At 67.2% G+C, this 11,375-nt stretch carries 15 protein-coding genes; 2 read left to right on the forward strand and 13 right to left on the reverse strand.

What is annotated here, in order from left to right; all coding sequences use genetic code 11:
• Window positions 1-201: 201 nt before the first annotated feature.
• From gatB to K2Y56_RS06475, 8 genes are all read right to left on the reverse strand, one after another.
• Entirely contained in the window at window positions 202-1,674 is a 1,473-nt protein-coding gene (gatB, locus tag K2Y56_RS06440; RefSeq protein WP_292506230.1) for an Asp-tRNA(Asn)/Glu-tRNA(Gln) amidotransferase subunit GatB, read from the reverse strand.
• A gap of 71 nt (window positions 1,675-1,745) precedes the next feature.
• Window positions 1,746-2,045 (reverse strand): hypothetical protein, encoded by a 300-nt coding sequence (locus K2Y56_RS06445; RefSeq protein WP_292506232.1) that lies wholly within the window; start codon window positions 2,043-2,045, stop codon window positions 1,746-1,748.
• 10 nt (window positions 2,046-2,055) lie between these two features.
• The gene (gene gatA, locus K2Y56_RS06450) at window positions 2,056-3,537 is read right to left on the reverse strand and encodes an Asp-tRNA(Asn)/Glu-tRNA(Gln) amidotransferase subunit GatA (RefSeq protein ID WP_292506235.1); all 1,482 of its coding nucleotides are present in this window, start codon (window positions 3,535-3,537) and stop codon (window positions 2,056-2,058) included.
• Window positions 3,538-3,614: 77 nt separating this feature from the next.
• Window positions 3,615-3,902 (reverse strand): Asp-tRNA(Asn)/Glu-tRNA(Gln) amidotransferase subunit GatC, encoded by a 288-nt coding sequence (gene gatC, locus K2Y56_RS06455; RefSeq protein ID WP_292506236.1) that lies wholly within the window; start codon window positions 3,900-3,902, stop codon window positions 3,615-3,617.
• Between the two features lie 150 nt (window positions 3,903-4,052).
• On the reverse strand, window positions 4,053-4,211 hold the full coding sequence (locus K2Y56_RS06460; RefSeq protein WP_292506238.1) for a hypothetical protein: 159 nt from the start codon (window positions 4,209-4,211) through the stop codon (window positions 4,053-4,055).
• 51 nt (window positions 4,212-4,262) lie between these two features.
• Window positions 4,263-4,418 carry a hypothetical protein gene (locus K2Y56_RS06465; protein ID WP_292506239.1) on the reverse strand — a complete coding sequence of 52 codons (156 nt, stop codon included), beginning with the start codon at window positions 4,416-4,418 and terminating at the stop codon, window positions 4,263-4,265.
• A gap of 43 nt (window positions 4,419-4,461) precedes the next feature.
• The gene (locus K2Y56_RS06470) at window positions 4,462-4,635 is read right to left on the reverse strand and encodes a hypothetical protein (protein WP_292506241.1); all 174 of its coding nucleotides are present in this window, start codon (window positions 4,633-4,635) and stop codon (window positions 4,462-4,464) included.
• Window positions 4,636-5,013: 378 nt separating this feature from the next.
• Window positions 5,014-5,184, reverse strand: coding sequence for a hypothetical protein (locus K2Y56_RS06475; RefSeq protein ID WP_292506243.1), 171 nt, complete (start codon window positions 5,182-5,184; stop codon window positions 5,014-5,016).
• A gap of 139 nt (window positions 5,185-5,323) precedes the next feature.
• Between K2Y56_RS06475 and K2Y56_RS06480 the strand changes: the two genes are divergently transcribed.
• Entirely contained in the window at window positions 5,324-5,881 is a 558-nt protein-coding gene (locus K2Y56_RS06480) for an SMI1/KNR4 family protein (RefSeq protein WP_366848357.1), read from the forward strand.
• A complete protein-coding gene (gene ruvX, locus K2Y56_RS06485; RefSeq protein WP_292506245.1) occupies window positions 5,878-6,357 on the forward strand; it encodes a Holliday junction resolvase RuvX in 480 nt (159 codons plus the stop codon). Before K2Y56_RS06480 ends, ruvX begins: the two co-directional genes overlap by 4 nt.
• A 3-nt stretch (window positions 6,358-6,360) precedes the next feature.
• Here ruvX and dprA read toward each other — a convergent pair whose 3' ends face one another.
• The 5 genes from dprA to K2Y56_RS06510 are packed head-to-tail and all read right to left on the reverse strand — an operon-like array spanning window position 6,361 to window position 11,321.
• Window positions 6,361-7,545: a DNA-processing protein DprA gene (dprA, locus tag K2Y56_RS06490; RefSeq protein ID WP_292506247.1), complete on the reverse strand. Its 1,185-nt coding sequence runs from the start codon at window positions 7,543-7,545 to the stop codon at window positions 6,361-6,363.
• A gap of 26 nt (window positions 7,546-7,571) precedes the next feature.
• Window positions 7,572-8,180 (reverse strand): glycerol-3-phosphate 1-O-acyltransferase PlsY, encoded by a 609-nt coding sequence (gene plsY, locus K2Y56_RS06495; RefSeq protein WP_292506249.1) that lies wholly within the window; start codon window positions 8,178-8,180, stop codon window positions 7,572-7,574.
• Window positions 8,177-9,484, reverse strand: coding sequence for a dihydroorotase (locus K2Y56_RS06500; protein WP_292506346.1), 1,308 nt, complete (start codon window positions 9,482-9,484; stop codon window positions 8,177-8,179). The genes plsY and K2Y56_RS06500 overlap by 4 nt, the downstream gene beginning before the upstream one ends.
• Window positions 9,485-9,486: 2 nt before the next feature.
• The gene (locus tag K2Y56_RS06505) at window positions 9,487-10,353 is read right to left on the reverse strand and encodes an isocitrate lyase/phosphoenolpyruvate mutase family protein (protein WP_292506251.1); all 867 of its coding nucleotides are present in this window, start codon (window positions 10,351-10,353) and stop codon (window positions 9,487-9,489) included.
• Between the two features lie 20 nt (window positions 10,354-10,373).
• Complete coding sequence (locus K2Y56_RS06510) at window positions 10,374-11,321, reverse strand: aspartate carbamoyltransferase catalytic subunit (RefSeq protein ID WP_292506253.1); 948 nt, start codon at window positions 11,319-11,321, stop codon at window positions 10,374-10,376.
• Window positions 11,322-11,375 lie beyond the last annotated feature (54 nt).

Below are 11,375 nucleotides of genomic sequence, written 5' to 3' on the forward strand. Positions count from 1 at the left end.
CTAATGGCCAACGCTGAAGGAGACAGGAATGACTCCACCCCAGCAGGACGCTGCCGAGATCGCGACGGGACCGGTTCGGCCCGAGGCGTAGCAGCTTAGCGCGAACACCACGACGGAAGCGGCTCCAGGGGCGCAGAAGCGGCCGGCACGGCACGACTTCGAACACGCATCAGCCCCACTTCAAGCCGCTTCCGCCGCGGGTCATTCGATCCCGAGCTTCGACTTCAGCAGCACGTTCACAGCCGCCGGGTTGGCCTTGCCGCCGGTGGCTTTCATCGTTTGCCCGACGAACCAGCCGAGCAGGGTCGGTTTCTCCTTCGCCTGGGCGACCTTGTCGGGGTTCTTGGCGATGATCTCGTCCACGGCGGCCTCGATGGCACCGGTATCGGTAACCTGCTTCATGCCGCGCGATTCGACGAGCGCACGCGGGTCGCCGCCCTCGGACCACACGATCTCGAACAGGTCCTTGGCGATCTTGCCGGAGATGGTTCCCTCGCCGATGAGATCGACGATGCCACCGAGCTGGTCGGCCGAGACTGGGCTCGTCTCGATGGTGAGCCCCTCCTTGTTGAGGCGTCCGAACAGCTCGTTGATGACCCAGTTCGCCGCGGCCTTGCCGTCTCGGCCCTTGGCGACCGCCTCGAAGTAATCGGCGGAGGAGCGCTCGGCGATGAGCACGCCGGCATCGTAGGTCGAGAGCCCATAGTCGCTGATGAAGCGCGCCTTCTTGGCGTCGGGCAGTTCCGGCAGGCCCTCGGCCAGCGCGTCGACATAGGCCTGGTCGAATTCGAGCGGCAGCAGATCCGGGTCGGGGAAGTAGCGGTAGTCGTGCGCCTCTTCCTTCGAGCGCATCGAGCGGGTCTCGCCCTTGGCCGGATCGAACAGGCGGGTCTCTTGGCTGATCGTGCCGCCATCCTCGATGATCGCGATCTGGCGGCGCGCCTCGGTCTCGATCGCCTGGCCGATGAAGCGGATCGAGTTGACGTTCTTGATCTCGCAGCGGGTGCCGAGCGGGTCGCCGGGCTTGCGCACCGAGACGTTGACGTCGGCGCGCAGGCTCCCCTTCTCCATGTCGCCGTCGCAGGTGCCGAGATAGCGCAGGATCGTGCGCAGCTTCGTCACATAGGCGCGCGCCTCCTCCGAGGAGCGAAGGTCCGGACGCGAGACGATCTCCATCAGGGCGACGCCCGAGCGGTTGAGATCGACGAAGCTCTGGGTCGGGTTCTGGTCGTGCAGGGACTTGCCGGCATCCTGTTCGAGGTGCAGCCGCTCGATTCCGACGGTGATGCTGGTCCCGTCCGGCAAATCGACGATGACCTCGCCCTCGCCGACGATCGGGTCCTTGTACTGGCTGATCTGGTACCCCTGCGGCAGGTCGGGGTAGAAGTAGTTCTTCCGGTCGAAAACCGAGCGGTGATTGATCTGCGCCTTCAGGCCGAGGCCGGTGCGGACCGCCTGGGCGACGCATTCCGCGTTGATCACCGGCAGCATGCCGGGCATCGCGGCGTCGACCAGCGAGACGTGGTCGTTGGGCTCGCCGCCGAACTCGGTGGAGGCGCCCGAGAATAGCTTCGAGCGGCTCGTGACCTGGGCATGGATCTCCATGCCGATCACGACCTCCCAGTCGTGCAGGCCGCCCTTGATCAGCTTCTTGGGGGTCGCGGGTGCGTTCATGATCGTCCGAACTCAAATGAGGGAAGGATTGCCACCCAATCGAAAGATCTAGGGAGCCGCCGCAATGGCGGTCAAGCGCGACGTCGAACGACAAGCCGCGTCAGGAACGCGAGAAGCGCCCACAGGAACGCTCCGCCGGTTCGGACGGGAAAGAAGGTCGGCAGGTCGCGCCCGATCGGCGCCGGCCACGGAATGCCCGCCATGGTCAGGAGCCAGCTCGTCAGCACCGAGGCGGTGAAGGCCATCAACGCCACGAGGATCAGCTTGACGAGCTGATCGGACTTCCAACCCATCACGACCGCCACGAGGATCAGGACGGGGTCGAGGGCGGCCCAGATCCATACGTCGAAGGGATAGACCGGAACGGTCATCGGGAGACCTTCATGCCCACCACACCGGCGGCAGCTTGGTCCGCCCGGCCGCATCCTCGATCGCCTGGGCGGTGGCGAACAGGGTCTCCTCGTCGAAGGGGCGCCCGATGAGCTGGAGGCCGAGCGGAAGCCCTTGTGCGTCGAGGCCCGCCGGCACGGCGATGCCGGGGAGCCCGGCCATGTTCACCGTCACGGTGAAGACGTCGTTGAGGTACATCTCGACCGGGTCGGCACTCGCCTTCTCGCCGATGCCGAAGGCGGCCGAGGGGGTCGCGGGGGTGAGGATCGCGTCGACGCCCTCGGCATAGGCCGCCTCGAAGTCGCGCTTGATCAGCGTGCGGATCTTCTGGGCGCGGACGTAATAGGCGTCGTAATAGCCCGCCGAGAGCACGTAGGTGCCGATCATGATGCGGCGCTTGACCTCGCGACCGAAGCCCGCGGCGCGGGTGTTCTCATACATCTCCGCGATGTCCTTGCCCGGTACGCGCAAGCCGTAGCGGACGCCGTCGTAGCGGGCGAGGTTCGAGGAGGCCTCTGCCGGGGCGACGATGTAATAGGCTGGCAGCGCGTATTTCGTGTGCGGCAGCGAAATATCCTTGATGGTCGCGCCGGCGGCCTTGAGCCATTCGGCGCCCTGATCCCACAGCTTCTGGATCTCGGCCGGCATGCCCTCGACCCGGTATTCGCGCGGAATGCCGATGGTGAGGCCCTTGACGCCGCGCGAGACGGCGGCTTCGAAATCCGGAACGGGAAGATCGGCGCAGGTGGTGTCGCGCGAATCAGGCCCGGCCATGGAGGCGAGCAGGATCGCGCAGTCGCGCACTGTGCGGGCGATCGGGCCGGCCTGGTCGAGGGAGGAGGCGAAAGCCACCGTACCCCAGCGCGAGCAGCGCCCATAGGTCGGCTTGATGCCGACGGTGCCGGTGAAGGCGGCGGGCTGGCGGATCGAACCGCCGGTATCGGTGGCGGTGGCGCCGAGGCAGAGATGCGCGGCCACGGCCGCCGCGGAGCCGCCCGACGAGCCGCCCGGAACCAGCGGCGTCTCCGAACCGGTGCGGCGCCAGGGCGAGACCACGGCGCCATAGGCGCTGGTCTCGTTGGATGAGCCCATGGCGAACTCGTCGAGGTTGAGCTTGCCGAGCATCACGGCGCCGTCGCGCCAGAGATTGTGGCTCACCGCCGATTCGTAATGGGGCTGGAAGTTTTCGAGAATCTTCGATCCGGCGGTTGTGGCGACGCCGTGGGTGCAGAACAGGTCCTTGATCCCGAGCGGCAGGCCTTCCAGCGGGCGGGCCTCGCCGGCGGCGATCTTGGAATCGGCGATCGCCGCCATCTGGAGGGCACGCTCGGGCGTTTCCAGGAGATAGGCGTTGAGCGCGCGCGCCGCCTCGACCGCCGCAATATGGGCCTTGGCAAGGTCAGTGGCCGAGAAGTCCTTGGCCTTGAGACCGTCGCGGGCTTCGGCCAGGGTGAGTTCGTTCAAGGTCGTCATGGTCAGAAGCGTCCTGGCGCTTGGCACTCAAGGCCCCGCGCGATCCCGTCGGGGGTCCATCACGTCACGTGGTAAGGCTACTCGACCACCTTCGGGACCAGGAAGTAGTGGTCCTCGGTCTCGGGAGCGTTGAACACGACGTCGCGGGCGCGGCCACCCTCGGTGACGATGTCGTCCCGCTTCTTCATGACCATGGGCGTCACCGAGGTCATCGGCTCGATGCCCGAGACGTCGACGGCGCCGAGTTGCTCGACGAAGGCGAGGATCGCGTTGAGCTCGTCCTGGAGCGGCGCGACCTCCGACTCGCTCACCGCGATGCGGGCGAGGTGCGCAATCCGCCTCACCGTATGTGCGTCGACCGACATGCTGGCTACGAATCCGATCCGCAGAAGGGCGCGCATCGCCCGGAATGGCGCCGCGCGGCTATAGCACCGGCCTTCGCAGCCCCGCAACGGCGAGAGGCGCGCCGCGGATATCCGCAGCACGCCTCTCATTCCCGCTGGGCAAAGGCCAGATCAGGACTTCTTCGACGAACCGCTGTTCGAGCTGTTGTTCGCGGTGTTGCCGTAATGGACGACATTGCCATTGCCGTTGATGGCGACGCCACCGTTGCTGGCCTGGGCTCCGCCGCCGCCCGAGATCATGGTCATCGCGTTGAGGTCGAGCTTGGTCATGATGATGTCTCCTGAAGGAATTGAGGGAATTCGAGCCACGCGTCCGAAGGATCAGGACTTCTTGGACGAGCCGCTGTTGGAGCTGCTGTTCGATGTATTGCCGTAATAGACCGTGTTGCCGTTGCCGTTGATGGCGACGCCATTGTTGGTGGCCTGGGCGGCACCGCCAGCGACCGTGGTCAGGGTGGCGAGATCGAGCTTGGTCATGGTGAGATCCTTTGTAAGAGTGGTGATATCAAGCAAGATGTGATCAGGACTTCTTCGACGAGCCGCTATTCGAACTCTGATTGGTCGTATTGCCGTAATAGACCGTATTTCCATTGCCGTTGATGGCGACCCCGCCGTTGCTGGCTTGAGCTCCGCCGCCGCCGGCGTAACCGCCGCCCGAGATCGTCGTCAGAGCAGTAAAGTCAAGCTTGGTCATCGTTGGCCTCTGGTTCGGGATCAGAGTTAATCGCTGATCAACTCCGTGATGATCAATAGACCTGTTTTTATCAGAAAATCTATCTCAAATTTTCGAGATCAATTGCCATGATTAATTTAACCAAGGCGGATTACCTGGAAAACAATAGTAAACAACGGTCGGCGCAATTGTACTCTTTGAACCTCGCCATCCCTGCGGCGTCGGCGATACACAGAAAAGCAAGCGTGAAGAGGTGGCCGATTGATTGATCGGCGGGCTGTTGGCCGAGGGTCCTGCACGCGCGGCGGCAGGCCGGGCCTCGGCCCGGGTCGTCACCGCCATGCGGATGACCCGGGGGCCACTTCCGGCCGAGCCGGACTCTGCTCCGCCAGGATCGGCTCAGACGATGACGTGGCCGGGAATGACGGGAATCTCCACCGCCACACCTGGGCGATAGGGGTGGATCGTGGCCTGAGTAAAGCCGGCCACCATGATCTCGAAGGCAGCGAGCAGCATGAGCTTCTGCCGTCGCGTCAGCGCGCGGCGCGCAGGGCGTTGAACGGCAATCACGGTCGGCTCCGGATTTTCCCCAGGGTGAAGGGTCGGTTAACAAAATGCTAACGCAGATGGAGGCCTCGACGCTACGGGGGAGAGGCGGCGCTCTGTGGAGACAGTTAACGCGTCACGGGCACATGGAACGCGAGACGACATGGAACGGATGTGGGACGAGGTCTTCGCCATCCTGCGGCCGGGGCTGGGATGCACCGACGAAACGCTGGCTCAGGCCGAAACGGAACTCGGTTTCCCTCTGCCGCCCAGCTACCGCAGCTTCTGCCGCCACTGCGGGGCAGGCCTCGCGGTCGGCACGTTCCGAATTGCCTTGCCAGGACAGGCTCAAGGCGCCGACCTCGTCAGCGTGTCGGAAGCGGTCGCCTACGGCGTCGCGAAAGCTCGGGCCGAGCAGGATCTCGGACCCTTCGAGGTCGAGGGCGACGATTCCAGCGTCATCGATCGCGCCTGCTTCTTCGGCCGCAGCGAGGGTGGCGAGCTGCTCTTCTGGGACGTGGTTCCGGGTCGGAGCGAGTACGAGATCTGGGTCCTCGGTGCCGACCTCGAATCCGTTCGTTTCGGCGGTCCCGACCTGGCCGATTTCCTTCGTCGCACACAGACGCCGGCGGTACGCGGCATTCTCGGCATGGCGGCCGCACCGCTGCCGTCGATCTTCGAAGGCGACGATGCCGTACCGGCCGGGACGCTCCTGTCGTGAACGATGCCGACATCCTCGCCTTCATCGAGGCCGCCGGGACCGGATCGCGCTTGATCGGGATCGATCTCGGCACCAAGACCATCGGGCTCGCCCTCTGCGATGCCGGGCGCCGCATCGCCTCCCCGCTCGAGACGATCCGCCGGGTCAAGTTCACACCCGACGTCGCGCGGCTGCGGGCCCTTTGCGAAGCGCATGCCGTCGGCGGATTGGTGATCGGCTTGCCGCTCAACATGGACGGCAGCGAGGGGCCGCGGGTCCAGTCGACGCGCTCCTTCGTCCGCAACATGAAGCCTCTACTTCCGCTGCCAGTCCTCTACTGGGACGAGCGCCTCTCGACGGCCGCGGTGACGCGGGCCCTGATCGCCGCGGACGCATCACGGGCGCGGCGCGGCGAGGTCGTCGACCAGCTCGCCGCCGCCTACATCCTCCAGGGCTGTCTCGATACCATGCGGGGCCTAGTGGAGGAGGAGAACTGAGCGTCATCCCACCAGCGACACAGCCCCGCTGCCGTGCCGCTCGATGCGGCCGTCGAGTTCGAGTTCGAGAAGCGTCGTCTGCACGAGCCGGACGCCGAGGCCGGAGGCGCGGGCGAGCTCGTCGGTGCCGATCGGGGTCGGGCTGAGATAGGCGATGAGGCGGCCGCGCTCGTCCTGCGGCTCATCGGGTTCGACGTCTTCGGACGTCGCCGTCCCGTCGCAAACGGCCTGACCCGGCATGTCGCCGAGATCGAGCTCGTCCCAGAAGATCGGAGCATCGGCGAGGTCGGGGCCGGGAAAAGCCGGCGCCTGGCCGAAGCTGCCGCGGTCGATCAGCGGCGCGATGGCCGAGGTGACGTGCTCGACATCCGCCACCAGCGTCGCGCCCTGGCGGATGAGGTCGTTCGTCCCTTCCGCCCGCGGATCGAGGGGAGAGCCCGGTACGGCGAAGACCTCCCTGCCCTGTTCGAGGGCGAAGCGCGCCGTGATCAGCGAGCCCGAGCGTCGGGCGGCCTCCACCACGACGCTGCCATAGGCGAGGCCCGAGATGATGCGGTTGCGTCTCGGGAAATCGCGCCCGCGCGGCTCCCAGCCCATCGGCATCTCGGCGACCACGGCGCCGCCCTCGGTGAGGATCTCGTCGACGAGAGGGCCGTGGCTGGCCGGGTAGATCCGGTCTTGCCCTCCGGCGAGAACCGCCACCGTCCCGTCCCTCAGAGCCGCCCTGTGGGCGCGGGCGTCGATGCCGCGGGCGAGCCCCGAGACGACCACGAGCCCGGCTTCGCCGAGGCCCCGCGCCAGGCGTTCGGTGAAGGCGAGACCGGCGGCCGAGGCATTGCGAGAGCCGACGATGGCGACGGCCGGTCGGTTGAGGATATCGGAAGAGCCGCGGACCGCGAGGAGCGGCGGCGCCGAATCGGCGGCCTGCAGGAGCTTGGGGTATGCGGCCTCCCCCATCGCCACGAAGCTGACGCCGATCCGGGCCGCGGCCTCGATCTCGGCTTCGGCCTGCGCTTTCGTCGGCGGGACGACGCGCTTCATGCCGCGTCCGGTCAGGGTCGGCAGGGCATCGAGCGCCGGGCCGGCGCCGCCGAAACGGTTGATCAGGGTGCGGAAGCTGCGCGGGCCGATGCCTTCGGTGCGGATGAGGCGCAGCCAATCGCGCCTCTGGGCATCGTTGAGTTGCATGGCCGCCCCCGTAAGGCAGCGGGTGCTCAGCCCTTCTGCCCGATGCGTCCTTCGGTCCCGTCGAGCAACCGACGGATGTTGGGCGCGTGCTTCCACCATAGCAAGCCGGCGAGTAGGAGGAAGAGTACCGCAACCGCAAGATGTCCGCTCGCCCACAGGACGATGGGCGTGGCGCCCGACGCCACCAGCGCCGCGAGGGAGGAGTATTTCAGCGTGAAGGCGAGGCCGAGCCAGATGCCCGCAAAGACGAGGAGCCCGAGCGGACTCAGGGCAAGCAAGATACCGATGAAGGTCGCGACCCCCTTGCCGCCCTTGAAGCCGAGCCAGACCGGGAAGAGGTGACCGAGGAAGGCGCCGAGGCCGGCGGCGAGGGCAGGCCCCTCTCCGAAGCGGGCGGCGATCAGGACCGCCATCGTGCCCTTGAGCGCATCGCCCAGAAGAGTCGCGGCGGCGAGGCCCTTGCGGCCGGTGCGCAGGACGTTGGTCGCCCCGATATTGCCCGAGCCGATCGCGCGGACATCGCCGAGACCGACGAATCTCGTGAGGATCAATCCGAACGGGATCGCGCCGAGGAGATAGCCGCCGGCAAGACTCGCCAGCAGGAGCGGCCAGCCGGCCTGTTCGATGAGAATCATGCGGCCACGGAGTTTGAATCGGCGGAACGGAACACGAGTCGCCCCCCGACGAAGGTCATCGCGGCGGCTCCCTGCAGGCGGGCCTCGTCGAAGGGCGAGTTCTTGGAGCGCGACTTCAAGGTCCGCTTGTCGAGGACGTAGGGCACGTCCGGATCGATCAGGACGAGGTCGGCCGGCGCGCCGACCGCGAGGCGCCCGGTCTCGAGCCCGAGGAGTCTTGCCGGGTTGGCGGTCAGCGCCGCGAGAAGCTTCGGCAGTTCCACGTCACCGGTATGGACGAGGCGCATGGCCGCCCCGAGCAGGGTCTCGATGCCCAGCGCCCCGTCGGCAGCTTCCGCGAAGGGCAGGCGCTTGGTCTCGACATCCTGCGGATTGTGGTCGGAGACGACGATGTCGACGACGCCCTCGTTCAGCGCAGCAACCAGGGCGAGGCGGTCGTGCTCGTGCCGGAGCGGCGGCGAGAGCCGGCAGAAGGTACGGTAATGCCCGATATCGCCCTCGTTGAGGACGAGGTTGTTGACCGAGGCGCCGCAGGTGACGGGCAGCCCATCTTCCTTGGCGCGCCGCACGATCTCGACGGAATCGGCGCAGGAGATCATCGCCGCGTGATAGCGGGCGCCCGTGAGCCGAACGAGGCGGATGTCGCGCTCGAGCATCACCGTCTCGGCTTCGCGCGGGATGCCCAGCAGCCCGAGCCTGGAGGCCATCTCGCCCTCGTTCATGACGCCGTCGCCGACGAGGTCGGGCTCCTCGACATGCTGCATCAGGAGCGCGCCGAAATCGCGGGCATAGGTGAGCGCCCGGCGCATCACCTGCGCGTTGGTGACCGCCTTGAGGCCGTCCGTGAAAGCAACGGCGCCCGCCTCCTGCAGCAGGCCGAACTCGGTCATCTCGCGCCCCGCGAGGCCCTTGGTGATGGCGGCGGCGGGAAGGACGTTCACACAGGCCGTGTCGCGGGCGCGACGCAGGACGAAATCGACGATGGCAGGCCCGTCGATGACCGGATTGGTGTCGGGCATGCAGACGAGCGTGGTCACGCCCCCGGCGGCGGCGGCGGCGCTGGCGCTCGCCAGGGTCTCGCGGTGCTCGGCACCAGGCTCGCCGACGAAGGCGCGCAGGTCGATCAGGCCAGGGGAGAGCACGAGGCCGGCGCAGTCGATGGTCTCGCAATTCTCCGGGGCGCCAGGTGCCTCTCCCCAGGCGATATCGGCGATGCGGCTCTCGCGCACGAGCACATGACCCGGCGCCTCGCGGCCGTTGGCTGCGTCGCAGAGGGTCGCATTGGTGAGGAGGAGCGGGCGCAAGGTCACAACCTCTCCCCGTCCGAATGATGGGATGAACTCATGCCCGCATCCTGATCCAGATCTCGTCGGCTCAATAGCGCATCCCAGCGCGGCGCCCTATCGATCGGGGAGAAATCGCCGCCTGCGACGCGCGATGCCACCGACCGGATCGCGCCGCAGGCCGCCCGCGTGAACGCACCGCCGAGGCTGATGCGACGGACGCCTGCACCGGCAATCTGCTCGAAGGACAGACCTGACGCCCCGAGGCCCAGCACATGGTTGAAGGGCGCTCGAACCGCTGCACAGAGAGCGGTCAGCGCCTCCAAGCTTGGCACGCCGGGCGCGTAGACGACTTCGGCCCCGGTTCTCTCGAAGGCGGTGAGCCGGCGGATCGCCTCGTCGAGATCGTAGTGACCTCCCAGCAAGCCGTCGGCGCGGGCGGTCAGCACGACGTCATGGCGCCGGGCGGCCTCGCTGGCGGCGCCCACCCGTTCCAAGGCGGAATGAAAATCTCGGACCGGAGCGGGGCCGAGCGGCCAGCTATCCTCGATCGAAACCCCGGCGAGGCCGGCTTCGGCTGCGAGCCGGATGGTCTCGGCGATACCCTCGGGCGTGTCGGCATAGCCGTCCTCGAGGTCGGCGGTGACGGGCAGGTCGGTGCAGGCCGCGACGCGCTCGGCATAGGCCAGGACATCATCGCGGGAGAGCTGTCCGGCCCCATCCTGTCTGCCGGTGGAGAAGGCGTAGCCTGACGAGGTGGTCGCCAGCGCCTCGAAGCCCGACGCGGCGAGGAGTCGTGCGCTCAGGGCGTCCCAGGGGTTCGGGACGATGAAGCAGCCCTCGCGGTGGAGGTCGCGAAAACGGGCGACCTTGTCGTCTTGTGTGATCATGGCCGACTGCCTCCGATGCGTCACGCGTTCGGCAGGTGCATCGCCAATGCCTCCAGCACCGCCATGCGCACGGCGACGCCCATCTCGACCTGCTCGCGGATCAGTGATTGCGCCCCGTCTGCGATGTCGGAGGCGATCTCGACCCCGCGGTTCATCGGGCCTGGATGCATCACCAACGCGTCGGGTGCGGCGAGGGACAGCTTCTCGGCGTCGAGGCCGAAATAGCGGAAATACTCCTTCACGCTCGGCACGAAGGAGCCGTTCATGCGCTCGCGCTGCAGGCGCAGCATCATGACGATGTCGCAGCCGGCGAGCCCTTTTCGCATGTCGGTGAAGACCTCGACGCCGAACCGCCCGATGCCGGTGGGCAGGAGCGTCGAGGGGCCGATCACCCGGACCCTCGCGCCGAGCGCCTGCAGCAGGATGATGTTGGAGCGCGCGACGCGGCTGTGCAGGACGTCGCCGCAGATCGCGACGGTGAGACCCTCGATCCGGCCCTTGTTGCGCCGGATGGTGAGCGCGTCGAGAAGCGCCTGGGTCGGGTGCTCGTGCGCGCCGTCGCCGGCATTGACCACGGCGCAATCGACCTTGCGGGCGAGGAGATGGACGGCGCCCGCCGAATGGTGGCGCACCACGATGATGTCGGGATGCATGGCATTGAGGGTCGCGGCGGTGTCGATCAGGGTCTCGCCCTTCTTCACCGAGGACGAGGCCACCGACATGTTCATGACGTCGGCCCCTAACCGCTTTCCGGCGAGCTCGAACGAGGATTGCGTGCGCGTCGAGGGCTCGAAGAACAGGTTGATCTGCGTGCGGCCCCGCAGCACGCTGCGCTTCTTCTCGACCTGACGCGACAAGGCGACGGCATCGTCCGCCCGCGTCAGCAGAGCCTCGATGTCGGGCCGAGAAAGCCCCTCGATCCCGAGGAGATGGCGGTGGGGGAAGGTGGGCGCTGCGGGTGTGCTCATGGTGAGCGTCAGCGCTACAGGGCGTGCGCGGCAGCCGCAAGACGAGCTGGCGAG

Source organism: Methylobacterium sp., from assembly GCF_019745455.1.
Taxonomy (GTDB): Bacteria; Pseudomonadota; Alphaproteobacteria; order Rhizobiales; family Beijerinckiaceae; genus Methylobacterium.